Origin of the sequence: Bradyrhizobium betae (assembly GCF_008932115.1) — a bacterium.
GTDB classification, from domain to species: domain Bacteria; phylum Pseudomonadota; class Alphaproteobacteria; order Rhizobiales; family Xanthobacteraceae; genus Bradyrhizobium; species Bradyrhizobium betae.
In genome coordinates this window covers 728226-749872 of record NZ_CP044543.1, presented here as the reverse complement: position 1 = coordinate 749872, position 21647 = coordinate 728226, and the positions used below count along the sequence as shown (strand labels likewise).

Genomic DNA, 21647 nt, shown 5'->3' with positions numbered 1-21647 from the left:
GAGGTCAGCGTCCCCCCAGGAAGGCCGCTGCGACCAGCAGGATCAGGATCTCGCCGAGCTGCTCGAACGCACCGAGGATGTCGCCGGTCTGCCCGCCGATCTGGCGGATCGCAAGCCGCGCCAGCAGCAGGCCGGCGAGCGACAGCAGGATCAGCCCGGCGAGGGCCTTGCCCGGCCCAAGCGCGAGAGCGAGTACCAGCGTGCCGAGCGCAAACGCAATGGCGACGCTGCGGCCCGGCGGCGCGCCCGCGCTTGCCGACAGCCCGTCGGGCCGTGCAGGCGGCACCAGCGACATGAAGGCCGGCACGCCCGCGCGCGCGCCTGCGTGCGCGGCGCACAGCGCGAGCGTGACCAACCACGGACTGGCGATTGTTGCGAGCGCGCTCCAACGCAGGCCGAATGACAGGATCAGCGCGCAGGTGCCGTAGGTGCCGATCCGGCTGTCACGCATGATTTCGAGCTTGCGCGCGCGGGTGCGGCCGCCGCCGAGCCCGTCGGCGGTATCGGCAAGCCCGTCCTCATGCAGCGCGCCGGTGATGAGCGCGGTCGTCGCGAGTGCGAGCAGGGCGGCAAGGTTTGGCGCCAGTCCGAACCGGCTGGCGATCTTGTAGACCAACGCGCCGGCAAGGCCGACCAGCAGTCCGGCGACGGGCAGCGCCCAGGTCGCGCGCGCGACGGCGCCGTCGGCCGCGGGCGTCGACGACGCGACGGGAAGGATCGTCACGAACGAAGCTGCCATCCTGAGATCGGCGACGACGTCCTTCAGGAATTCGGCGCGCGGCATCATTTCAGTTTCATCGGCAGGCCGGCGACCACGAATTCGACCTCGTCGGCAATTGCCGCGATGGTCTGGTTCATGATCCCGGCGGCGTCGCGATAGCTGCGCGCCAGTGCGTTGTCGGGCACGATGCCGAGGCCGACTTCGTTGGTCACGAGGACGACGGGACTCTTGAGGCGTGGCAGGGCGGCGGCGAGCTCGCTCACCTCGCGCTCCCAGTCGCGCTCCGCATGCATCAGGTTGGAGAGCCATAGCGTCAGGCAATCGACCAGCCTGGCGCCGCCGCCATCACTTGCGGCCAGCGCGGGCACGAGGTCGAGCGGCACCTCGCGCTCGATCCAGTCGGTTCCGCGGCGCGCACGATGCATGGCGATTCGCGCCTCCATTTCGGCATCCAGCGCCTCGGCCGTCGCGACATAGACAGGCTGTCCCGGGAAGGCGCGCGTGCGTATTTCCGCACGCTTGCTCTTGCCCGATCGCGCTCCGCCCGTGATCAAGATGACGGCCATGAAGGTCTCCTATCGGGCCTGACTAATCACCAAACGCGGCCAAAGACAAAGCCGAAATCAGACGGGCAGGGGCTTGCGCTCCGCCGTCGCTTTGCGCAACAGGGGCGGGACAGGAGGCAGCCTTGGGAGTGGGTGTGGGCTTTGCGGGCGCGATGATGGTGGCGATGGCGGTGGATGCCCTCATGGGCTGGCCGGCATGGCTGTTCGCGCGGATCGGCCATCCCGTAACCTGGCTCGGCCGGCTGATCAGCGTCATCGACGCCATGTCGAATCGCCCATCCGATCCGCCGGCATTTCGCCGCGTTGCCGGCGTCGCCGGCGCGCTCCTGGTGATCGCGCTCTCGGTCGCGCTCGGCTGGGTGCTCCAGTCATTGCTGCAGTCATTGCTGCCTTGGGGATGGGGGCAGGCCGTGCTGGTGGGCGTGCTGGCCTGGCCACTGGTCGCGCTGCGCTCGCTGCATGATCATGTGGCAGCCGTCGCGAAACCGTTGCGCGCCGGAGACATCGCCGCTGCGCGCGACGCAGTCTCGCGTATCGTCGGCCGCGATCCCGCGGCGCTCGATGAAGCCGGCATCGCGCGCGCAGCGATCGAGAGCCTTGCCGAAAATGCTTCCGACGGCATCGTCGCGCCGGTGTTCTGGGGCGCACTGTTCGGACTGCCCGGGATTTTCGGCTACAAGGCGATCAACACGCTCGACTCCATGATCGGCCATCGCAGCGAACGGCACGCAGCCTTCGGCTGGGCTGCGGCCCGCATCGACGATGTCGCCAATTTCATTCCGGCGCGCCTGACCGGATTCCTGTTCGTGCTGCTGGCGCCAAGGCGATCCGAGGCGCTGTCGTGCATGACGCGCGACGCGCGCCGGCATCGCTCACCCAATGCCGGCTGGCCGGAAGCGGCGATGGCGGGCGGGCTCGGCGTGCGGCTCAGCGGCCCCCGCATCTATCACGGCAGCACCACCCACGAGCCCTGGCTCAACGAAGGCGCGCGCGATCCGCTCGCCGCCGATATTGGCGAAGGATTGACGGTCTACCGCCGTGCCATGCTGCTGCTCGCTGCTGTGCTTGCGATCCTCGCCTTCGCGTGAAAGAACGGGGCATGCGCGAGCACGGTGGAAATCTCGATCTGGCCCAGCAGCGTTTTGGCGGACGCGCCGAGCACTGGATCGACCTCTCGACGGGGATCAACCGGCTGCCTTATCCGGTGGGCGAGGTGAGCGCGCATCATTGGCAGGCATTGCCGTCGCGCGCCGAAATAGAAGCCCTGCACGACGCGGCGCATCACGCCTATCGCACCAGCGCGCCGGTCGTGGCGACGGGCGGTGCGCAGGCTGCCATTCAACTGTTGCCGCAACTGGCGCCACCCGGCCGGGCCCGCATCCTCGCGCCGACCTACAATGAATATGCGGGCGTGCTGTCGGCCGCTGGCTGGGACGTGCAGGAGGTCGGCGAGCTCGCCGCGCTGGCGGGCGCGGATGTTGCGATCGTCGTCAACCCGAACAATCCCGACGGCCGATGCCATCCCGCAAAGGATCTGCTCACGCTGCTGCCGCGCGTCGGCCGTCTCGTCATCGATGAAAGCTTTGCCGACGCCGTTCCGCAACTATCGCTGGTGCGTGAGGCGGATCGGCCGGGACTGCTGATCCTGCGTTCGTTCGGAAAGTTCTATGGTCTGGCCGGCCTGCGGCTCGGCTTCGCGATCGGCAATGCGGCCGACATCGAGAATCTGGCGACGATGTCGGGTCCATGGCCGGTCTCGGGAGCTGCGATCTCGATCGGCTGCCGCGCCTTGCGCGATGATGCCTGGGCCGAGGCGACGTCAGCGCGGCTGGCGCGCGACTGTGGTCGCCTCGACGACATCGCGCGATCGCAAGGCTGGCGTCTCGTCGGTGGCACATCGCTGTTTCGTCTCTACGAGACGCCTGATGCGCTTGCCGCGCAGGAACAACTAGCGCGCGGCCAGATCTGGTCGCGTGTGTTCGCGAGAGAGCCGGGATGGCTGCGCCTCGGACTTCCCGGCAACGAAGCCGAATGGACGCGCCTTGCCGAGTTGCTAGCGCGCTAGCGCAAGCAGGCCCTCGACGTCGAGATGCTGTTCGATGTGATCGGCGAGCGCGTCGAGCGCGCTCTCGACCCTGGCGTGATAGGGCTCGTCGCCGGCGGCAATGTCGAGCTTGGCGAGATACGCCTTGCGGAAATCATCCGATGTGAACAGGCCGTGCAGATAGCTGCCCTGCACGCGCCCATCGCGCGAGATCGCGCCTTCCGGCTCGCCGTTCAGCTTCGCGAAAGGGCGGGCGCGATCGGGCCCGTCGGTGCGGCCGATGTGAATCTCGTAGGCCTCGATCGGCTGCTCCGTGGCGGCGTGCACGGCCGCGACACGCGTCAGCGTCTTCTGCGGGGTCATCACCGTATCCACGTTCAGAAGCCCGAGGCCCGGCGTGTCGCCCGCGGGGCCCTCGATGCCATCGGGGTCGGCGACGCTGCGGCCGAGCATCTGATAACCGCCGCAGAGGCCGAGCACATGGCCGCCCCTGCGGTGATGCGCCAGCAGATCGATGTCCCAGCCCTGCGCGCGCAGGAAGGCGAGATCGCCGCGGGTGGATTTTGAGCCCGGGATGATGACGAGCCTGACATCGCCGGGGATCGCTTCGCCCGGACGCACCATGATGAGATCGACGCCGGGCTCGAGCTTGAGCGGATCGAGATCGTCGAAATTAGCGATCCGCGACAGCGCAAGGCAGGCCATCTTGCATTGGCCCGGCTTGCGCGCGTCGGTGAGACCGAGTGCGTCCTCGGCCGGCAGCTCGCCGGCGCGGGCGAACCAGGGCAACACGCCAAGCCCGCGCCAGGCCGTCGTCTGCTCGATCAGCTTGTAGCCATCGTCGAACAGCGTGGGATCGCCGCGAAACTTGTTGATGACAAAACCCTGGATCATCGCGGCGTCGTCCGGGTCGATCACCGTCTTGATGCCGACGAGCTGGGCGATGACGCCGCCGCGATCGATATCGCCAACCAGCACGACGGGGACGTCGGCCCTGCGGGCAAAGCCCATATTGGCGATGTCGGCCTTGCGCAGGTTCACCTCGGCGGGGCTGCCGGCACCCTCGACAAGCACGAGATCGGCGCGCGCCTTCAGGCGCTCGAAGCTTTCCAGCACGGCGCCCATCAGCGAGGGCTTCATCGCCGCGTAGTCGCGCGCACGCGCAGTCGCGACGCGCTTTCCGTGGACGATGATTTGCGCGCCGACATCGGTCTCGGGCTTGAGCAGCACCGGGTTCATGTCGGTGTGCGGCTCGACCCCGGCGGCGAGCGCCTGCAGCGCCTGGGCGCGGCCGATCTCGCCGCCATCGACGGTGACGGCGGCGTTGTTCGACATGTTCTGCGGCTTGAAGGGGAGCACGCGCAAACCGCGCCGCGTGAAGGCGCGCGCGAGGCCGGCGACGATGAGCGACTTGCCCACGTCCGAGCCGGCTCCCTGGATCATCAATGCGCGCGCCATCGCGACTATCTTCAGAACTCGACGCCGGCTTGCGCCTTGATGCCGGAGCGGAAGGGATGCTTGACCAGCGTCATCTCGGTGACGAGATCGGCGATCTCGATCAGTTCGTCCTTGGCGTTCCGTCCGGTCAAAACGACATGCGTCATCGGCGGCTTCGAGGTCGTCAGGAATTCGACGACCTCGGCGATGTCGAGATAGTCGTAGCGCAGCGCGATGTTGATCTCGTCGAGCACGATCATGCGCAAATCGGGATCGAGGATCAGCTCCTTGGCCTTCTCCCAGCCGGCGCGTGCGGCGGCGATGTCGCGGGCACGGTCCTGCGTTTCCCAGGTGAAGCCTTCGCCCATGGCGTGGAACTGGCAGAGGTCGCCGAAATGGCCGGTGAGCAGGCGGCGTTCGCCGGTGTCCCAGGCCCCCTTGATGAACTGCACGACCGCGCAGGGGAAGCCATGGGCGACGCAGCGGACGATCATGCCGAAGGCCGAGGAGGACTTGCCCTTGCCGGCGCCGGTGTGGACGATGATGAGGCCTTTTTCGCCGCTCTTGGTCGCCATGATCTTGTCGCGGGCGGCCTTCTTCTTTGCCATTTTCTGGGCGTGTCGGGCGTCGGTTTGCTCACCCGTCTGGGTATCCGGTTCAGGCGTCATCGGTCCCGGTCCTTCGGCTTGACAAGAGGCGGCCGGGGGCAAATGGTGGCCCGGCGTTGGTTCCTGTCCTATGACAGGCGAAGAGGGAATGCGATAGGGTCCGAATCTGCAAGATTTGGGTCCAAACTGCAGCCGCCCCCGCGACCGTGACCGGAGAGATGTCCAAAGCCACTGATCCCCCCAGGGGATCGGGAAGGCGGGGATCGAAGGGCCAAAAGCCCTGCTCCGCAAGCCGGGAGACCTGCCAGCGCGGACGATTTTTGGACCGGCGGACGGGGTGTTCCGCGACGGGGAAAACGGGCCTTCGGGGGAATGGTCCGTGTGCCTCTTCGCCTCCCGCTGAATATCCTGGAAGAGGCGATGACCGTCACACTTTACGTCTGCATTACCTGCCGCGCCGGCGAGACGCTTGGCGAGGGCGAGGCCACGCCCGGCAAGCGCCTGCATGGTGCGATCCTCGACGCAGGCGTGCCCGACGGTGTCGCGGTGGTTCCCGTCGAATGCCTGTCTGCATGCAGCCAGGGTTGTTCGGTCGCGCTCAGCGCGCCCGGACGTTGGTCCTATGTCTATGGCCGCCTCTCGGAAGCCCATGCGAACGACGTCGTCGCCGGCGTCGCCGCCTATGCGGCCGCGCCGGACGGTCTCGTGCCCTGGCGCAGCCGCCCCGAAATCTTTCGCAAGCAGTCGCTCGCGCGCATTCCCCCCATTGTCGTCGTGCCGGAGGCAGCCGAATGAATTCGCTCGCAAAGGTTCCGGTGACGGTGGTCACGGGTTTCCTCGGTTCCGGCAAGACGACGCTGATCCAGCACCTGCTCGCAAACCCTGACGGCAGGAAGCTCGCCGTGCTCGTCAACGAGTTCGGCAGCGAGGGCGTCGACGGTGAGATCCTGAAGTCCTGTGCAGATGCCAATTGCCCGGAAGACAACATCATCGAGCTCGCCAATGGCTGCATCTGCTGCACCGTCGCCGATGATTTCATTCCGACCATGGAGAAGCTGCTGGCGCGTCCGGTGCGGCCCGATCACATCCTGATCGAGACCTCGGGCCTGGCACTGCCGAAGCCGCTGCTCAAGGCGTTCGACTGGCCGGAGATCCGCTCGCGCATCACCGTCGACGGCGTGATTGCGCTGGCCGATGCCGAGGCCGTGGCGGCGGGTCGCTTCGCACCCGATCCGGATGCGGTCGAAGCGCAGCGCGCGGCGGACGAAAATCTCGATCACGAGACGCCGCTGTCGGAAGTGTTCGAGGACCAGATCGCCTGTGCGGATATCGTTCTGCTGACCAAGGCCGATCTTGCCGGCGCGGCGGGACTCGAAGCCGCCAGGGCTGTGATCACCGCCGAGATGCCGCGCCGCGTGCCGATGCTCTCCGTCACCGACGGCGCGATCGATGCCCGCGTGATCCTCGGTCTCGGCGCTGCCGCGGAGAATGATCTTTCCGCACGCCCCTCGCATCATGACGGCGAGGAGGATCACGAGCATGATGATTTCGCCTCCGTCGTGATCGATCTTCCTGAAGTCACCGACATCGACGCACTGGTCGCCTCGGTGCAGCGTCTGTCGCGCGAGCAGAACGTGCTGCGCGTCAAGGGCTATATCGCAGTGGAAGGCAAGCCGATGCGCCTGTTGCTGCAAGCGGTCGGCGAGCGCGTGCGCCACCAGTTCGACAAGCCCTGGGGCGCGGGCAGCAGGCAGTCGAAGCTCGTTGTGATCGGCGAGCACGGCGATATCGACGAGGCCGCGATCAAAGCGGGACTTGGTGTCTGATGCACGTCGTCTTCCGCGAGAGCCGCGGTCTCGAGGAGACTGCGACGCCAAGGGACATCGGCCAGGACGCGGCCGATCTCGTGGTGCTCTCGTATTCGGATTCCGATCTGGCCGCGTTCGCGGCCGGCTGGCGGCGCGGCCGTGACAGCCTGCCGTCGCTGCGGCTCGCCAATCTTTCGGAGCTGCGCCATCCGCTGTCGGTCGACACCTATGTCGAGCGCACCCTGGCGCAGGCGCGCGGCATTCTGGTGCGCCTGATCGGCGGCGAGTCCTATTGGTCGTATGGTCTCGCGGCTCTTCAGCAACTCGCGAAGGATCGTGGGATCGTGCTCGCCGCGCTGCCGGCCGATGGCCGCGACGATACACGGCTCGACGCATATTCGACCTTGCCGGTCTCGACGCTGCGGCGGCTGAAGGTGCTGTGCGACACCGGCGGTCCTGTCGCGGCTCAAGCCGCGATCGCGCAGCTCGCGCTGGCTTCGGGGCTCTATGCTGGACCGGTCGTCGGCGAGACGACCGTTCCCGAGATGGGTTTTTACGATCCCGCGCGCGGCGTCATCGCGGCAACGCCGGCGAGCGGCGCGAAGCCACGCGCGCTCGTGACGTTCTATCGCTCCTATCTCACCGCCGCGGATACCGGCCCGGTCGATGCCCTGATCGCCGCGTTGCGCAAGAAGGGGATTGATGCCTACGGCGTGTTCGTCACCTCGTTGAAGGCCCCAGGGGTTGCGGATTGGCTGCGGGCGCATCTTGCGACAAATCCTCCGGCTGCGATCGTCAATGCGACCGCGTTCTCGGCGCTGGGTGACGACGGCTCGACGCCGTTCGATGCCGCATCCTGTCCGGTGTTCCAGGTCGCGCTCTCCACGGCACGGCGCGATGACTGGGCGAGTTCGCTGCGCGGTCTGTCGCCGGGCGATCTTGCGATGCATGTGGTGCTGCCCGAGGTCGACGGCCGCCTGTTCGCGGGCGTGGTCAGCTTCAAATCGGCCGGGATGCGCGATCCCGACCTGCAATTCTCGCACCTTGCCCATCAAGCCGATGACGAACGCGTGGAAGCTGTCGCCGCGCGCGTCGCGGCCTGGCGACGGCTCGCAGAGACGCCCGCCGGCGACAAGCGGCTGGCGATCGTGCTGTCGAACTATCCGGGACGCCCGCACCAGATCGCGCATGCGGTTGGCCTGGATGCGCTGGCGTCGGTCGAGGCGTTGCTCTCCGATCTCGCTGCGGCCGGATTCGATGTCGCGCCCGTTCCGGCACTTGGCAAGACGTTGCTGAAGCGAAACTTGACCTGGAGTGTCGCTGAGTATCGCGTAGCGCTCTCGCGCCTGCCGCAAGGCCTGCAGGATGATCTCGCGCAAGCCTGGGGTGCTCCGGAGAACGATCCGGGCTGCCGCGATGGCGCATTCCATTTCGCCGCGATCCCTTGCGGCCGATCCACCATCGCGGTCCAGCCCGAGCGCGGCGATACGACGACGCGGGATGGCGACTATCACGATCTCGCCCGCACGCCGCGCCACGCCTATGTCGCGTTCTATCTCTGGCTCCGGGAACAGCGCTGCGACGCGCTCGTGCACATGGGCGCGCATGGCACGCTGGAATGGCTGCCCGGGAAATCCGTGGCGCTGTCATCGAGCTGCTGGCCGGAAGCCCTGATCGGCGATGTGCCCGTCATCTATCCCTTCATCGTCAACGATCCCGGCGAGGCCGCGCAGGCCAAGCGGCGCATCGGAGCTATCACCATCGGCCATCTGCCGCCGCCGCTCGCAGCGTCTGCGGTGCCGGAGAGCCTCCGCCGTCTCGAACAGCTCCTCGACGAATATTCGACGGCCGATGGTCTCGACCCCGCGCGTCGCCAACGATTGATCGCCGCGATCCGTGACGAGGCGCGCGCGGCGGGTCTTGAAGACGATCTTGGTCTGGATGCCTCGGCCGCACCGGCCGAGGCGATCCCGCGGATCGATCGTTTCGTCTGCGATCTCAAGGAAAGCCAGTTCGGCGACGGCCTGCACGTGTTCGGCCGCGGCTCCTGCGGCGACGCGGAGCGGGACGCGCTGCGGGCCGCGCTGGCCGGCCAGCGCGTCGCGCCGGGACCGTCGGGCTCGCCCTATCGCGGGCGCCAGGACGTGCTGCCGACCGGGCGCAATCTGTTTGCCGTTGACCCGCGCGCCGTGCCGACGCCGTCGGCGCACGCGCAGGGCATCAAGCTCGCCGAAGAATTGCTGCGTCGTCATTTGCAGGATCATGGCGACTGGCCGAAAGGGCTCGTCGTCGATCTCTGGGGCTCGGCGACGATGCGCACCGCGGGCGAGGAATTCGCCATGGCGCTGCATCTGGCTGGGCTTGCGCCGCGCTGGGACCACGCCTCCGGCCGCGTCACCGGTTACCACATCATCGCGCCGGCCGAACTCGGCCGCCCCCGGATCGACGTGACGCTGCGCGTGTCGGGCCTGTTCCGCGATGTCTTCTCCAGCCTTGCGCAATTGTTCGAGGCCGCTGCCGAGGCGCTCGCGGGCCGCGAGGAGGAGGGTGATGAAAATCCCTATCGCCACCGCGCCTCCCGCGTGTTCGCGCCGCGGCCGGGACAATATGGTGTCGGCCTCTCGGCGATCCCCGATGCCTTCACGCCCGAGACCCGCGATGCAGCCGGCGAGGCCTGGCTGTCGGCATCGTCCTGGGCGTTCTCCGCCGATGGTGAGATCAAGCCCGATCGCGCCGGCATCGAGGCGCGACTCACGTCTGCCGACGCCTTCGTGCACGTTCAGGATTTGCCGGAAACCGATCTGCTGCTTGCCGCCGACTATGCCGCGCATGAAGCCGGCATTGCGGCGGCAGCCGTGCATCTCGGCGGAACGGCGCCGTCGCTCTATCACCTCGATACGACGCGGCCCGAGCGGCCGCATGCACGGACGCTGACCGAGGAAATCTCCCGTGTCGTTCGCGCGCGCGCGGCCCATCCGGGCTGGATCGCCGGCATGATGCGCCACGGTTTTCGCGGCGCCGCCGAGATCACGGCAACGCTGGAGCACATGGCCGCTTTTGCCCACCTGGCCGACGCCGTGCCGCCGCATCTGTTCGATCTCTATTACGATGCGACGCTCGGCGATGCCGATGTTCGCGCCTTCATGGCCCGCGAGAATCCGGCGGCGCTCGCCGCAATGGAAAGCTGCTTCGCGCGCCTGCACGACGCCTCGCTCTGGCGAACGCGGCGCAATTCGATCGCGGCTGCATTGCGGGAGGCGTCATGAGCGCGGCTTCGGTGAAGGGCTGGTGTCCTGGTGCACTGCGCCCGATGCAATCGGGCGACGGGCTCGTGGTCCGCGTGCGTCCGTTCGGCGGTCGTCTCGAAGCCGGGCAGGTCGCCGGGCTTGCCGAGCTCGCCGAACGCTACGGCAATGGCCTCGTCGATGTGACCAGCCGCGCCAATCTCCAGATCAGGGGCGTGACCGAACAGAGCCATCGCCGGCTGCTCGATGGACTTGCATTGCTGAGGCTGCTCGATCCCGACACCGCCATCGAAGCCCGGCGCAACATCCTGGTGACGCCGTTCTGGAACTCCGGCGACGAGACGCAGGCGCTTGCCGCGGAACTCGAGGAAGCGCTGGCGGACAGCGCGCTCGAGCTTCCCACCAAATTCGGCTTCGCCATCGATGACGGAAAATCGCGCGTGCTCGCCGGCGATTCCGCCGACGTGCGCATCGAACGCGACCGGGACGGCCGTCTGCTGGTACGGGCCGACGGCGCAAAGCTTGGCCGTTCCGTTGGGCGTGGAGAGGTCGTGAGCACCGCGCTCGCATTCGCTTCTTGGTTCATCGCCTCCGGCGGCGCGAAGGGCGGGCGAGGGCGCATGGCGGCGCACATCGCGGCCGGCGCGGCGTTGCCCCAGGCATTGGACGGCGAGACCGAGCCTGCTCCCGTGATGGCCGCGTCGCGGCCTGGGCACTATCCGCACGGCGCCCTGGTCGGCGTTGCGTTCGGACAGATGCTGCACACGACGCTGCATCAATTCTCCGGCTGCGGTCATGCGCTGCGCATGACGCCGTGGCGGATGGTGCTGAGCGAGGGCAAGCGCGAGATGCCGAGCGGGGCGGGCCTCATCACCGAACCCTTCGATCCGGCGCTACGCGTCATTGCCTGCAGCGGCGCGCCGCGCTGCCGCGAGGCCCACGCCGACACGCGGGCGCTGGCGGCGGCGCTCGCGCCGCGCATCGCGCTCGACACGCGGCTGCACGTCTCCGGCTGCGCCAAGGGCTGCGCCCGTTCCGGCGCGTCCGCGGTGACGCTAGTGGCGACCAGCGCCGGCTTCGACCTCGTCCGCGGCGGCTCGACGCGCGACGAGCCCGTCCTGCGTGGGCTCAACGGCGCCGATATCGTCAGCGATCCCTCCATCCTGGTCGGAGGGCACTGATGCCGCACGTCTACGAAACCGATGGTGCGGCGATCTACCGGCAATCCTTTGCGACCATCCGGGCCGAGGCGGATCTTGCGCGCTTCACGGCGGATGAGGAGCAGGTCGTGGTGCGGATGATCCACGCCGCCGGCATGGTCGGCCTGGAGGCACATATCCGTTTCACATCAGGCATGGCGACCATTGCGCGCGCGGCCTTGCAGAAGGGCGCGCCGATCTTGTGCGACGCGCGCATGGTCTCGGAAGGAATTACACGCGCGAGATTGCCTGCGGCCAACGCCGTCATCTGTACGCTGGGCGACGAAGCCGTTCCGGCGCTCGCGCAATCCATGCGCAACACCCGCTCGGCAGCGGCGCTGGAGCTGTGGCGGCCGCATCTGGGCGGTGCGATCGTCGCGATCGGCAACGCGCCGACCGCGCTGTTTCATCTGCTCAACATGCTGGATGACCCGGATTGCCCGCGGCCCGCGGCGATCATCGGTTGCCCGGTCGGCTTCGTCGGCGCAGCCGAATCCAAGGCGGCGCTGATGGCCGATCCGAAGGTCGCCGCCCTGACGGTCGAGGGCCGTCTCGGCGGCTCGGCGATGACCGTTGCCGCCGTGAACGCGCTGGCGAGCCGGAGCGAGTAGCCATGGGACGCATCATCTGTTGCGGTCTCGGCCCTGGCGATCCGGATCTGATGAGCGTGCGCGCCGACCGCACGGTGCGCGGCGCGCAGCATGTCGCCTATTTCCGCAAGAAGGGCAGGCCCGGGCAGGCGCGGCGCATCGTCGAGGGTATGCTGGCGGCCGACATCACCGAATATCCCATGGAATATCCTGTTACGACGGAAATTGCGTTCGACAGTCCCGACTACGTCCGGCTGCTGGCCGGCTTTTACGACGAATGGGCCGAGCGCCTGGCGAGATTGGCGCGCGCGGTCGACGTCGTCGTGCTCTGCGAGGGTGATCCCTATTTCTACGGCTCCTTCATGCATCTGCACACGCGCCTGCAAGGCCGGGTCGAGCTCGAGGTGATTGCCGGCATTCCTGGCATGGTCGGCTGCTGGAATGGCGTGGGACAACCGATCGCGCTCGGCGACGACGTGACGACGGTGCTGATGGGCACGCTTCCCGAAGGCGAGCTCGAACGCCGCATGCGCGATTCCGATGCGCTCGTGATCATGAAGACCGGGCGTAATCTCGCAAAGGTACGCCGCGCGCTCGCCTGCGCCGGCCGGCTCGATGACGCCTGGCTGGTCGAGCGCGGCACCATGCCGGGCGAGCGCGTGGTGCGTCTTGCCGAGATCGATGCCGCCGATTGTCCTTACTTCGCGATCGTGCTCGTGCACGGCAAGGGCCGGCGTCCGGACGCCGCCGAATGACGGGCACGCTGACCATCGCGGGCCTCGGGCCGGGCAGCGATGCCCTGGTGACGCCCGAGGTCTCCGCCGCGCTTGCGGCTGCGACCGACATTCTGGGTTATGCGCCCTATGTCGCGCGCGTGCCGCCGCGCCCTGGTCTCAACTTGCGCCCATCCGACAATCGCGAGGAACTGCAACGCGCGAGCGAGGCGTTGCGGCTTGCCGCCGAAGGCGGGCAGGTCGTGGTCGTGTCCTCCGGCGACCCCGGGGTGTTCGCGATGGCCGCGGCCGTGTTCGAGGCGCTCGAACAAGCGCCGCAATGGCGGGAGCTTCCCATTCGCGTGCTGCCGGGCATCACCGCGATGCTGGCGGCGGCCGCCCGCGCCGGGGCGCCGCTTGGGCATGATTTCTGCGCGATCAATCTGTCGGATAATCTCAAGCCATGGGCGGTGATCGAGAAGCGTCTGCGGCTTGCCGCCGAAGCCGATTTTGCCATTGCGATGTACAATCCGCGTTCAGCGAGCCGGCCGGAAGGATTTGTCCGCGCGCTCGCCGTGTTGAAAGAAGCCGGCTGCGGCGAGCACCTGGTGATCTTCGCCCGCGCGGTCAGTGCCGCTGACGAGACAATCGAGACCGTGATACTGAACGACGCAACGCCAGAGATGGCCGACATGCGTACGCTCGTGATTGTCTGCAACGCGCAGACACGCCGTGTCGGCCGCTGGGTCTATGCGCCGAGGCAGGTCCGATGACCGAGCCACTGCATGACCTCCGCCACGCTCTCGACCCGCAATCGTTCGGGCAATCGTGGCCGCGCGATCATGATCACGGGCAGGCCGAGCATGCGGGCCGCGTCGATCTTGGCACGCGCACCGTCGCCGCCGGAATTGCGGGCGACGATCCAGGCAATGCCGCGCGTGCGCATCATCTGCAGTTCGCCGTCGAAGGTGAATGGTCCGCGCGACACGATCACGTCGGCCGGGAAGGGCAGCGCGGCCTCGGGCGGATCGACGAAACGCAGTGTGTAGGCGTGCTGGGGTTTGGCCGCGAATGGCGCAATGTGCTGGCGGCCGATGGCGAGGAATACTTTTGCCGGCGCCTCAGGCAGCGCGGCGACGGCGGCATTGACGTCGGCGACCTCGATCCAGGTGTCGCCGGGCGCCCTCGTCCAGGGCGCGCGCTCCAGCGCCAGCAGCGGAGTTCCGGTCTCCGTGCACGCATCGACCGCATGACGGCTCATCTCGGCGGCAAAGGGATGCGTCGCGTCGATCACATGCGTGATGCCTTCACCGCGAATGTAGTCGGAGAGCCCACTCACGCCACCGAAGCCGCCGATGCGGATCGGCAGCGGTTGGTCGGCAGGCGCGCGTGTGCGGCCGCCATAGGAATAGACGGCATCAATGCCCGCGCGCGCGATCGCCGCGGCGAGCAGGCTCGCATCGGCAATTCCGCCCAGAATGAGGGCGCGGTTCATGGCTAGTTCCTTGGCTGATCCCTGGCTGACCATCATCGGTATCGGCGAAGATGGCCTTGCCGGGCTGTCCGAGGCAAGCCGAAAGGCGCTCGACGATGCCGAAACCGTGTTCGGCGGCGAGCGGCATCTGGCGCTCGCCGGCCTGACCGGCCGCGGTCGCCCTTGGCCGGTGCCGTTCGATGCGGAAATCGTGCTGAGCCGCCGTGGCCGGCCAACCGCCGTGCTCGCCTCCGGCGATCCGTTCTGGTATGGCGCCGGCGCGAGCCTTGCCGAGAAGCTCCATAGCGACGAATGGATCGCGTATCCGGGTCCCTCGACATTCTCGCTCGCTGCTGCGCGGCTTGGCTGGCGTCTCGAATCGGTCGCGTGTCTTGGGCTTCATGCCGCCCCGTTCGAGCGGTTGGTGCCGCATCTGGCGAAAGACGCACGCATCATCTGTCTGGTGCGCGACGCAGCGGCAGTCGGCGATCTCGCGAAATGGCTGACGGAGCGCGGGTGGGGCTCTTCGCTCCTGTGGACTCTCGCTGCGCTTGGCGGTCCACGCGAAAGCATCGACCAGCATCGCGTCGACCTCTTTGCAGATGATCTTTCGGAGAAACTGGTTGCGGTCGCGCTGCTGGCGAGGGGAACTCAGGGCATTCCCCGCAACTCGGGACTGCCGGACGATCTCTTCGTCCACGACGGCCAGATCACCAAGCGGCCGGTGCGCGCACTCGCGCTCTCGGCGTTGGCGCCGCGCCCGGGTGAGCGGCTGTGGGACATCGGCGCCGGCTCGGGCTCGATCTCGGTGGAGTGGGCGCTGTGCGGCGGGACAGCGACCGCAATCGAGGCGCGCGAGGATCGTGTCGGGAATATCCGTAGCAATGCGGCGGCGTTCGGATTGGCGCATCGTGTCAGCGTCATTGCCGGGAAAGCGCCCGAGGCCCTTGCAGCGCTGGAGGCACCGGATGCCGTCTTTATTGGCGGTGGCCTCGATGGCGCGATGTTCGATGCCGTCTGGCCGCTGCTCGCGCCCGGTACGCGCCTCGTCGCTCATTCAGTGACGCTGGAAACGGAGGCGCTGCTCGGCGAGTTGCACCAGCGCCATGGCGGCGAGCTGATGCGGGTCGAGATTGCGCACGCCGCGCCGCTCGGCCGCTTCCGGTCGTGGGAGGCGGCACGACCGGTGGTGCAGTGGAGCACGGTTCGATGAAGGTCGCCGGACTTGGGTTCAAGAAGGATGTCACGCTGGCTTCGCTGCGCGAGGCGCTTCTGGCGGCTGGTGGTCCCGCGGGCCTTGCGGCGGTGGCGACCGTCAGCGACAAGGCTGATGCGGAGGTGCTCAAGCAGCTCGCGCGCGAATGCGGCGTGCCGATCAAGGCTGTTCCGGCCGACGTGCTCGCGAAGATCGACACGCCGACGCAGTCGAATCTCGTTGTGGAAAAGTTCGGCACGGGCTCGGTCGCCGAAGCCGCAGCGCTCGCGGCCGCTGGCCCTCGCGCGCGACTGATTGCGACGCGCGTGGTCTCGCAGGACCGGACCGCGACTGCGGCGATCGCCGAAGGAGACGGCGCATGACGGTGCACTTCATCGGCGCGGGGCCTGGCGCCCCCGATCTGTTGACACTGCGCGGCCGCGACCTGATCACCGCCTGTCCGGTCTGCCTCTATGCAGGTTCGCTGGTGCCCGAGGGTGTGCTGGCGCATTGCCCGCCCGGCGCGCGCATCGTCAACACCGCAGCCCTGTCGCTCGACGACATCATCGCGGAGATCGCTGCCGCGCATGCGGACGGCAAGGATGTCGCGCGGCTGCATTCCGGCGATCTCTCGATCTGGTCGGCGATGGGCGAGCAGCTCCGCCGCCTGCGCGCGCTCGGGATTCCCTGCACGGTGACACCCGGCGTGCCCTCCTTCTCGGCGGCCGCGGCTGCGCTGGAGGCTGAGCTGACGTTGCCCGGCCTTGCGCAGACGGTGGTGCTGACGCGCACGCCGGGACGTGCCAGTGCGATGCCCGAGGGCGAAAATCTCGCTGCATTCGCAGCGACCGGCGCGGTGCTCGCCATCCATCTGTCGATCCATCTGCTCGGCAAGGTCATCGCCGAGCTGATGCCGCATTACGGCGCGGACTGTCCCGTCGCGATCGTCTGGCGCGCGAGCTGGCCGGACCAGCGCATCGTCCGCGCCACGCTGGCGACGCTCGATGCCGCTGTCGGCGCCGAGATGGAACGCACCGCGCTCATCCTGGTCGGCAGGACGCTCGGCGCAGCCAATTTTGACGAGAGCCGTCTCTATGCCGCCGACTATGATCGCCGCTATCGGCCTGTCGGCGCCGAGCCGCGCTTTCCGGAGGCGTCGTGATGGCGGCCGGGCTCGTCATCTCCGCGCCGGCCTCCGGCGTCGGCAAGACCACGCTCACGCTGGCGCTCGCGCGCGCCTGGCGCAATCGCGGCTTGAACGTGCAGTGCTTCAAGAGCGGGCCCGATTATATCGACCCTGCCTTTCATGCCGCCGCGACGGGGCGAGCCTCGGTCAACGTCGATAGCTGGGCGATGGATCGCGCGACGATCGCGCATCTCGTCAGCCGCGGCCTTGATGCCGATGTCGTGCTTGCCGAGGGCTCGATGGGCCTGTTCGACGGCGTCGCCGCGCCTGGCGTCTCCGGCACCGGCGCCACCGCCGATATCGCGCAGATGCTGGGCTGGCCGGTGCTGCTGGTGATCGACCCTTCCGGGCAGGCGCAGACGGCGGCGGCGATCGCCGCAGGCCTGCGCGACTACCGGCCCGGCGTGCGGCTTGCCGGCGTCGTGCTCAATCGCGTCGCAAGTCCGCGCCACGAAAACCTTGTGAGGCATGCGCTGCTCGAGGCCGGCATCACCATGTTCGGCGCTCTGCCGCGCCATGCGGAGATCAGCCTGCCGAAGCGGCATCTCGGCCTGGTGCAGGCCGAGGAGCAGGCGGAGATCGGCTCGCTGATCGACGAGGCCGCGCGCTTCGTTGCCGAGCATGTCGATCTCGATGCGGTGTTGCGATCGGCCGCGGCCTGGTCACCGCAGCCTGCGGCGAACGGCCTGAACGTCACGCCGCCCGGGCAGCGCATCGCGCTTGCGCGTGATGCCGCGTTCTCCTTCGTCTATCCGCACATGCTGGAAGCCTGGCGCGCGGCGGGCGCCGAGATCCTGCCGTTCTCGCCCCTGGCCGACGAGGTGCCTGACGCAAGCGCCGATGTGTGCTGGTTGCCCGGCGGCTATCCCGAGCTTCATGCCGGAAAGATCGCCGCCAATGCGCAGTTCCGTGGTGGTTTGCGCGCCTTCGCCGAAACGCGGCCGGTGCACGGCGAATGCGGAGGCTATATGGTGCTGGGTGAAGGCCTCACCGACGCCGACGGCATCCGCCATGAGATGACGGGGCTGCTCGGCCTGGAGACGAGCTTTGCCAAGCGCCGCATGCATCTGGGCTATCGTCTCGCTGCGCTCGCTGCCCCGATGCCGGGGCATCGGGTCGGCGCACGGCTGCGCGGCCACGAGTTCCATTATTCGACGATCGTCGCGCAGCCGGATACGCCGCTCGCGGTGGTGCACGATGCGACTGGCGCCGTCATCGCCGAGACCGGCTCGCGCCGCGGACACGCCACCGGCACGTTCTTCCATCTGATCGCGGAGGACCGGTGAGCGGTTTTGTCACTTTCGTCTCCGCCGGCCCCGGCGATCCCGAGCTGCTCACGCTGAAGGGGGCCGCGCGGCTGCGCGAGGCCGACGTCGTGCTCTATGACGATCTCGCCTCCGGCGCGATCCTCGAACTCGCCCGGCCCGGCGCCAATCTCGTCGCGGTGGGGAAACGGGCAGGGCGGCCCTCGACCAAGCAGCACCACGTCAACCGTCTGCTGGTCGACTATGCTGCGACCGGCGTCCGTGTGGTGCGGCTGAAGTCCGGCGATGCCGGCATTTTCGGCCGCCTTGAGGAGGAGCTCGAGACGCTGCGCGAAGCCGGCATCGGCTACGAGATCATTCCCGGCGTCACCACGGCCTGCGTCGCTGCGGCGCAAGCCGGCATTCCGCTGACCCGGCGCCACACCTCGCGCCGGGTGCAGTTCGTCACCGGGGCCGATGTCACCGGTGAGCTGCCGCAGAACCTGAACTGGGCGGCGCTGGCCGATCCCGAAGCGACCACCGTGGTCTATATGGGCCGCCGCACCTTTCCGGCGCTTGTCGCGAAATTGATCGAACACGGTCTGGCGCCAGGCACTCCGGCGCTGTTCGCCGAATCTCTCGGGCGCCCCGATGAGCGGCTGGTCCGCACCACAATTGCCGAACTGGCGGAGCAGCTTGCGCGCGGCGGCGCGGCGTCGACGGCGGCCGTGATCCTGTTCGGTGCGCTGGCGGGGGATTATCCGTCATGATCGCTCCGGCCGCCGCTCGCCCCTTGACGCAGGCTCCGCGAAAGGGGCACACAGGAGATGCATGGTGCTCGACGCGGCGCAAAGCGCCGGAGCATAATCGGGAATGGGGATGGGCGGACCCAATTGCGGCGCCCCAAACCCCAGCCGCCCCCGCGACTGTAAGCGGTGAAGGGACTCCGAACCGCCACTGGGCCGCAAGGCTCGGGAAGGCCGGAGAACCCAGTGAGCCGCGAGCCAGGAGACCGGCCGTGCGTGTTTTGAGGCCAACGCCGTCGGGTGTGACGGCAGGAAGGATCTGAGCCATGCATATCGAACCCGGGATCGTGACGGGCGCCAAGCTCGTGTTGAGTTACGCAACGGGCATCGCCGCAGGCGGCGTTGCCCTGAAGCTCGCGGTCGAGACCGTGCGCGAGCAGGGCATCGGCTCGCTTGCGTTGCGCACCCTCGCCACCACCGCGCTCGTCTTCACCTTCTTCGAAATCCTGCCGCACTTCCCGGTCGGCGTCTCCGAGGTGCACTTCATTCTCGGCTCGACCTTGTTCCTGCTGTTCGGGGCGGCCCCCGCAGCTCTCGGCCTAGCCTTCGGTCTGCTGTTCCAGGGCGTGTTCTTCGAGCCGCCGGATTTGCCGCAATTCGGCATGAACGTCACGACGCTGCTGGTGCCGCTGTTCGCCATCCAGGCGATTGCGGCGCGGATCATTTCGCGCAACACCGCCTATGTCGATCTCAGCTATCGCCAGGCGCTGGCGCTTTCGACGACCTACCAGGCCGGCGTGATCGGCTGGGTCGCGTTCTGGGCGCTGTATGGCTCCGGCTTTGCCATGAGCAACCTCGCCAACATCGCGACCTTTGCGGCCTCCTATGCGCTCGTCATCGTGATCGAGCCGCTGGCCGATCTGGCGGTGCTGGCGCTGGCGAAGTCGCTGCGCGGCGTCACCGCACCCGGCCTCGTCACCCCGCGCCTGCACAACGCGGCCTGAGAGACAAGCGAACGGGCGGCCATCGCGGCCGCCCTTCGCACTCGCGATGCTCACGCTCTCCCTGATAGGCATCGGTTGCGGCGATCCCGAGCAGCTCACGCGCGCCGCGATCCGTGCCATCAACGCGGCCGATCTCGTCCTGATCCCGCGCAAGGGAAGCGCGAAATCCGATCTCGCCGATCTCAGGCGGACGCTCTGCACGGACGTGCTGACCAACGACAAGACTGGGATCGCCGAGTTCGATCTTCCCGTGCGCGACGCCGGTGAGGCGGACTACCGCAAGGGCGTAGACGATTGGCACGATGCGGTTGCCGCGACCTGGTCGCGGACGATCGCGAGCCATCTTGGCAGTGACGGCAAGGTCGCGCTGCTGATCTGGGGCGATCCCTCGCTGTACGATTCCTCGCTGCGGATTGCGCGGCGCCTTTCTCCCTTGCCTGATATCGAGGTCGTGCCCGGCATCACCTCGATCCAGGCGCTGTGCGCGGCGCACGCGCTGCCGCTCAACGACATCGGCGAGCCCTTTCTGGTCACGACGGGGCGCCGTCTGCGCGAAGGCGGCTGGCCACAGGGCGTCGACACTGTGGTCGTGATGCTCGACGGCGGCACCGCATTCCAGTCGCTTGATCCCGAAGGCCTGCAGATCTGGTGGGGCGCCTATCTCGGCATGCCCGACCAGATCGTCATGTCCGGCGCGCTGGCTGAGATCGGCCCGCGCATCTTGGCCGCACGCCAGGAGGCGCGCGAGCGGCATGGCTGGATCATGGATAGTTACATTCTCAAGCGCAGGCCGTAAGGCGAGCGAGGCAGCATGCTTCCCGAATGGGTCACTCGAAAATGCCCCGATGTCTCCGCGATCCATCGCGAGGCGGCGATCGCGCGGCAGGCGCAGCTGACCAAGCCGACCGGCGCGCTCGGCCGGCTGGAACAGCTCGCGATCGAGCTTGCGGGTCTGCAGGCGACCGAGCAGCCGCGCGCGGCGCGGGTGCCGATCATCGTCTTCGCCGGTGATCACGGCATCGTCGCGCAAGGCGTGTCGGCCTATCCGCAAGCCGTCACCATCGCGATGATGGCGAATTTTGCCTCCGGCGGCGCCGCGATCTCCGTGCTGGCGCGCGAGCTCGGCTCGAGCCTCGAGGTGGTCGATGCCGGGACGCTGGCGCAGGGGGAGATGACCGGGGTCGTCGCCGACAAGCCGCGCCATGGCACCCGCGATTTCAGCGTCGAAGCCGCGCTCACTGCCACCGAACTGGCGTTTGCCTTCGAAGCCGGCCAACGCGCAGTCGTGCGCGCGGAGGCGGGTCAGCCCGATCTCCTGATCTTCGGCGAGATGGGCATCGGCAACACCACGACATCGGCGGCGATGGCTGCGAGCCTTCTCGGCGTGAGCGCTGAGGAGATCGCGGGCAGCGGTACCGGCATCGATGCCGCTGGCCGCGCGCACAAGGCGCGCGTGATCGACGCTGCGATCGCGCGCCATGGCGTTGCCGGGGCCTCGCCCAAAAAAATTCTGTGCGCGGTCGGCGGACTCGAGATCGCGGCGATCTGCGGCGCGATCATTGCGGCAGCGCAACGCCGCATCCCCGTCTTGATCGACGGATTCATCGTCTCGGTCGCGGCGCTTGCAGCAGTGCGGCTCAATCCGTCGTGCCAGCCATTCCTGTTGCCGTCGCACCAATCGGCGGAGCAGGGGCACCGGCTGGTGCTGCGCGCGCTCGACGTGCAGCCGCTGATCAGCCTCGATCTCAGGCTCGGCGAGGGATCGGGCGCCGCCATCGCGCTGCCGCTGGTGCGGTCGGCCTGCGCGCTCCACAACGGCATGGCGACGTTCGCGCAGGCCAACGTGCCGGATCGTCCCGCCTGAACC

The 21647-nt window shown here is 68.1% G+C and carries 22 protein-coding genes and 2 riboswitches; of the genes, 17 read left to right on the top strand and 5 right to left on the bottom strand.

Annotation, left to right across the window (positions count from 1 at the left end; all coding sequences use genetic code 11):
- Nucleotides 1-4: 4 nt before the first annotated feature.
- The gene (cobS, locus tag F8237_RS03875; protein WP_151642479.1) at nt 5-787 is read right to left on the bottom strand and encodes an adenosylcobinamide-GDP ribazoletransferase; all 783 of its coding nucleotides are present in this window, start codon (nt 785-787) and stop codon (nt 5-7) included.
- A complete protein-coding gene (gene cobU, locus F8237_RS03870; protein ID WP_151642478.1) occupies nt 784-1287 on the bottom strand; it encodes a bifunctional adenosylcobinamide kinase/adenosylcobinamide-phosphate guanylyltransferase in 504 nt (167 codons plus the stop codon). The genes cobS and cobU overlap by 4 nt, the downstream gene beginning before the upstream one ends.
- Nucleotides 1288-1439: 152 nt before the next feature.
- On the opposite strand from cobU, the gene cbiB reads away from it, so the two are divergent.
- Together cbiB and cobD are read left to right on the top strand one after the other, a co-directional pair.
- The gene (gene cbiB / locus F8237_RS03865) at nt 1440-2375 is read left to right on the top strand and encodes an adenosylcobinamide-phosphate synthase CbiB (RefSeq protein ID WP_151650449.1); all 936 of its coding nucleotides are present in this window, start codon (nt 1440-1442) and stop codon (nt 2373-2375) included.
- A gap of 11 nt (nt 2376-2386) precedes the next feature.
- Nucleotides 2387-3352, top strand: coding sequence for a threonine-phosphate decarboxylase CobD (gene cobD, locus F8237_RS03860; RefSeq protein ID WP_162005861.1), 966 nt, complete (start codon nt 2387-2389; stop codon nt 3350-3352).
- Here the strand turns inward: cobD and F8237_RS03855 are convergent.
- Together F8237_RS03855 and cobO are read right to left on the bottom strand one after the other, a co-directional pair.
- Nucleotides 3341-4789 carry a cobyric acid synthase gene (locus F8237_RS03855; RefSeq protein WP_151642476.1) on the bottom strand — a complete coding sequence of 483 codons (1449 nt, stop codon included), beginning with the start codon at nt 4787-4789 and terminating at the stop codon, nt 3341-3343. The two genes, cobD and F8237_RS03855, sit on opposite strands and share 12 nt — an antisense overlap.
- Before the next feature lie 11 nt (nt 4790-4800).
- Nucleotides 4801-5436, bottom strand: coding sequence for a cob(I)yrinic acid a,c-diamide adenosyltransferase (gene cobO, locus F8237_RS03850; RefSeq protein WP_151642475.1), 636 nt, complete (start codon nt 5434-5436; stop codon nt 4801-4803).
- Between the two features lie 40 nt (nt 5437-5476).
- Nucleotides 5477-5699, top strand: a riboswitch (cobalamin riboswitch).
- A gap of 97 nt (nt 5700-5796) precedes the next feature.
- Here cobO and F8237_RS03845 point away from each other — a divergent pair.
- The 7 genes from F8237_RS03845 to cobJ are packed head-to-tail and all read left to right on the top strand — an operon-like array spanning nt 5797 to nt 13704.
- Nucleotides 5797-6171: a DUF1636 family protein gene (locus F8237_RS03845; RefSeq protein WP_151642474.1), complete on the top strand. Its 375-nt coding sequence runs from the start codon at nt 5797-5799 to the stop codon at nt 6169-6171.
- Nucleotides 6168-7202 carry a cobalamin biosynthesis protein CobW gene (gene cobW, locus F8237_RS03840; RefSeq protein WP_151642473.1) on the top strand — a complete coding sequence of 345 codons (1035 nt, stop codon included), beginning with the start codon at nt 6168-6170 and terminating at the stop codon, nt 7200-7202. The genes F8237_RS03845 and cobW overlap by 4 nt, the downstream gene beginning before the upstream one ends.
- Nucleotides 7202-10450 carry a cobaltochelatase subunit CobN gene (gene cobN, locus F8237_RS03835; RefSeq protein ID WP_151642472.1) on the top strand — a complete coding sequence of 1083 codons (3249 nt, stop codon included), beginning with the start codon at nt 7202-7204 and terminating at the stop codon, nt 10448-10450. The genes cobW and cobN overlap by 1 nt, the downstream gene beginning before the upstream one ends.
- Nucleotides 10447-11610, top strand: a complete 1164-nt coding sequence (cobG, locus tag F8237_RS03830) for a precorrin-3B synthase (protein ID WP_151642471.1) — start codon at nt 10447-10449, stop codon at nt 11608-11610. Before cobN ends, cobG begins: the two co-directional genes overlap by 4 nt.
- Nucleotides 11610-12239: a precorrin-8X methylmutase gene (locus F8237_RS03825; protein WP_151642470.1), complete on the top strand. Its 630-nt coding sequence runs from the start codon at nt 11610-11612 to the stop codon at nt 12237-12239. The genes cobG and F8237_RS03825 overlap by 1 nt, the downstream gene beginning before the upstream one ends.
- 2 nt (nt 12240-12241) lie before the next feature.
- Entirely contained in the window at nt 12242-12973 is a 732-nt protein-coding gene (locus F8237_RS03820) for a precorrin-2 C(20)-methyltransferase (protein ID WP_151642469.1), read from the top strand.
- Nucleotides 12970-13704, top strand: coding sequence for a precorrin-3B C(17)-methyltransferase (cobJ, locus tag F8237_RS03815; protein WP_151642468.1), 735 nt, complete (start codon nt 12970-12972; stop codon nt 13702-13704). The genes F8237_RS03820 and cobJ overlap by 4 nt, the downstream gene beginning before the upstream one ends.
- On the opposite strand, the gene F8237_RS03810 is transcribed toward cobJ, so the two are convergent.
- Nucleotides 13680-14426, bottom strand: coding sequence for a cobalt-precorrin-6A reductase (locus F8237_RS03810; RefSeq protein WP_151642467.1), 747 nt, complete (start codon nt 14424-14426; stop codon nt 13680-13682). The two genes, cobJ and F8237_RS03810, sit on opposite strands and share 25 nt — an antisense overlap.
- A gap of 10 nt (nt 14427-14436) precedes the next feature.
- On the opposite strand from F8237_RS03810, the gene cbiE reads away from it, so the two are divergent.
- The 8 genes from cbiE (at nt 14437) to cobT (ending at nt 21644) form a co-directional block, all read left to right on the top strand.
- Nucleotides 14437-15618 (top strand): precorrin-6y C5,15-methyltransferase (decarboxylating) subunit CbiE, encoded by a 1182-nt coding sequence (gene cbiE, locus F8237_RS03805; protein ID WP_151650448.1) that lies wholly within the window; start codon nt 14437-14439, stop codon nt 15616-15618.
- Nucleotides 15615-15983 carry a cobalamin biosynthesis protein gene (locus F8237_RS03800; RefSeq protein ID WP_151642466.1) on the top strand — a complete coding sequence of 123 codons (369 nt, stop codon included), beginning with the start codon at nt 15615-15617 and terminating at the stop codon, nt 15981-15983. Before cbiE ends, F8237_RS03800 begins: the two co-directional genes overlap by 4 nt.
- Complete coding sequence (gene cobM, locus F8237_RS03795) at nt 15980-16762, top strand: precorrin-4 C(11)-methyltransferase (protein ID WP_151642465.1); 783 nt, start codon at nt 15980-15982, stop codon at nt 16760-16762. The genes F8237_RS03800 and cobM overlap by 4 nt, the downstream gene beginning before the upstream one ends.
- Nucleotides 16762-18072 carry a cobyrinic acid a,c-diamide synthase CobB gene (locus tag F8237_RS03790; protein WP_151642464.1) on the top strand — a complete coding sequence of 437 codons (1311 nt, stop codon included), beginning with the start codon at nt 16762-16764 and terminating at the stop codon, nt 18070-18072. The genes cobM and F8237_RS03790 overlap by 1 nt, the downstream gene beginning before the upstream one ends.
- Nucleotides 18069-18800, top strand: coding sequence for a uroporphyrinogen-III C-methyltransferase (gene cobA / locus F8237_RS03785; RefSeq protein ID WP_151642463.1), 732 nt, complete (start codon nt 18069-18071; stop codon nt 18798-18800). The genes F8237_RS03790 and cobA overlap by 4 nt, the downstream gene beginning before the upstream one ends.
- 45 nt (nt 18801-18845) lie before the next feature.
- A riboswitch (cobalamin riboswitch) is annotated at nt 18846-19065 on the top strand.
- A 37-nt stretch (nt 19066-19102) separates the two neighbouring features.
- A complete protein-coding gene (locus F8237_RS03780; protein ID WP_151642462.1) occupies nt 19103-19780 on the top strand; it encodes an energy-coupling factor ABC transporter permease in 678 nt (225 codons plus the stop codon).
- Between the two features lie 46 nt (nt 19781-19826).
- Nucleotides 19827-20576: a precorrin-6A synthase (deacetylating) gene (gene cobF / locus F8237_RS03775; protein WP_151642461.1), complete on the top strand. Its 750-nt coding sequence runs from the start codon at nt 19827-19829 to the stop codon at nt 20574-20576.
- Between the two features lie 15 nt (nt 20577-20591).
- Nucleotides 20592-21644, top strand: a complete 1053-nt coding sequence (cobT, locus tag F8237_RS03770; protein ID WP_151642460.1) for a nicotinate-nucleotide--dimethylbenzimidazole phosphoribosyltransferase — start codon at nt 20592-20594, stop codon at nt 21642-21644.
- The last annotated feature ends 3 nt before the right edge of the window (nt 21645-21647 follow it).

Bases quoted from the DNA above. Each gene is read 5' to 3' on its own strand.
- cobS (WP_151642479.1), bottom strand. From the start codon at position 787: ATGATGCCGCGCGCCGAATTCCTGAAGGACGTCGTCGCCGATCTCAGG.
- cobU (WP_151642478.1), bottom strand. From the start codon at position 1,287: ATGGCCGTCATCTTGATCACGGGCGGAGCGCGATCGGGCAAGAGCAAG.
- cbiB (WP_151650449.1), top strand. From the start codon at position 1,440: ATGATGGTGGCGATGGCGGTGGATGCCCTCATGGGCTGGCCGGCATGG.
- cobD (WP_162005861.1), top strand. From the start codon at position 2,387: ATGCGCGAGCACGGTGGAAATCTCGATCTGGCCCAGCAGCGTTTTGGC.
- F8237_RS03855 (WP_151642476.1), bottom strand. From the start codon at position 4,789: ATGGCGCGCGCATTGATGATCCAGGGAGCCGGCTCGGACGTGGGCAAG.
- cobO (WP_151642475.1), bottom strand. From the start codon at position 5,436: ATGACGCCTGAACCGGATACCCAGACGGGTGAGCAAACCGACGCCCGA.
- F8237_RS03845 (WP_151642474.1), top strand. From the start codon at position 5,797: ATGACCGTCACACTTTACGTCTGCATTACCTGCCGCGCCGGCGAGACG.
- cobW (WP_151642473.1), top strand. From the start codon at position 6,168: ATGAATTCGCTCGCAAAGGTTCCGGTGACGGTGGTCACGGGTTTCCTC.
- cobN (WP_151642472.1), top strand. From the start codon at position 7,202: ATGCACGTCGTCTTCCGCGAGAGCCGCGGTCTCGAGGAGACTGCGACG.
- cobG (WP_151642471.1), top strand. From the start codon at position 10,447: ATGAGCGCGGCTTCGGTGAAGGGCTGGTGTCCTGGTGCACTGCGCCCG.
- F8237_RS03825 (WP_151642470.1), top strand. From the start codon at position 11,610: ATGCCGCACGTCTACGAAACCGATGGTGCGGCGATCTACCGGCAATCC.
- F8237_RS03820 (WP_151642469.1), top strand. From the start codon at position 12,242: ATGGGACGCATCATCTGTTGCGGTCTCGGCCCTGGCGATCCGGATCTG.
- cobJ (WP_151642468.1), top strand. From the start codon at position 12,970: ATGACGGGCACGCTGACCATCGCGGGCCTCGGGCCGGGCAGCGATGCC.
- F8237_RS03810 (WP_151642467.1), bottom strand. From the start codon at position 14,426: ATGAACCGCGCCCTCATTCTGGGCGGAATTGCCGATGCGAGCCTGCTC.
- F8237_RS03800 (WP_151642466.1), top strand. From the start codon at position 15,615: ATGAAGGTCGCCGGACTTGGGTTCAAGAAGGATGTCACGCTGGCTTCG.
- cobM (WP_151642465.1), top strand. From the start codon at position 15,980: ATGACGGTGCACTTCATCGGCGCGGGGCCTGGCGCCCCCGATCTGTTG.
- F8237_RS03790 (WP_151642464.1), top strand. From the start codon at position 16,762: ATGGCGGCCGGGCTCGTCATCTCCGCGCCGGCCTCCGGCGTCGGCAAG.
- F8237_RS03780 (WP_151642462.1), top strand. From the start codon at position 19,103: ATGCATATCGAACCCGGGATCGTGACGGGCGCCAAGCTCGTGTTGAGT.
- cobF (WP_151642461.1), top strand. From the start codon at position 19,827: ATGCTCACGCTCTCCCTGATAGGCATCGGTTGCGGCGATCCCGAGCAG.
- cobT (WP_151642460.1), top strand. From the start codon at position 20,592: ATGCTTCCCGAATGGGTCACTCGAAAATGCCCCGATGTCTCCGCGATC.